General features: G+C 47.2%; 1 protein-coding gene. It reads left to right on the top strand.

Annotated features, from left to right (window positions below):
• Positions 1–55 precede the first annotated feature (55 nt).
• On the top strand, positions 56–687 hold a 632-nt coding region (gene folE, locus R8N49_RS27390; RefSeq protein ID WP_318190486.1), incomplete at its 3' end, for a GTP cyclohydrolase I FolE.

Raw genomic sequence — 687 nt, forward strand, 5'->3', positions numbered from 1 at the left:
AAACACTGCAATTGTATTTCACACCGAGAGTGGTAGTTACAAAAGAGGAAGTGGAATGTCAGGTCTTAGCGAGTCAGCGAAGTTAGTAAAAGAAGCGCTAGAGCAACGCGGTTTAGAAACACCAATGCGTCCTAATGCCGTGAGCCGTGAAGAGAAGAAAGAAAAGATCGAGCACCACATGCGTGAGATCCTAACCCTGCTTCAACTCGACCTTACGGATGACAGCCTAGAAGAGACGCCACATCGCATTGCAAAAATGTACGTGGACGAGATTTTCTCTGGTTTGGATTACTCCAACTTCCCAAAAATCACGGTTATTGAAAACAAGATGAACGTAAGTGAAATGGTTCGCGTGAAAGACATCACCGTAACCAGCACGTGTGAACACCATCTTGTCACGATCGACGGCAAAGCGGCCGTTGCGTATATTCCTCGTGGTAAAATCATTGGTCTCTCTAAGATCAACCGCATTGTCCGTTTCTTCGCGCAACGTCCTCAAGTTCAAGAGCGTATGACACAGCAAATCCTAGTTGCTTTGCAAACATTGCTTGAGTCTGACGATGTGGCCGTGACTATCGACGCGACGCACTACTGCGTGAAATCACGTGGTGTTATGGATGCAACCAGCGAAACGACAACCACAGCTTTAGGTGGTATTTTTAAGAGCAACCCAGCCACTCGCGCTGA

The organism is Vibrio sp. 1978 (assembly GCF_033344345.1).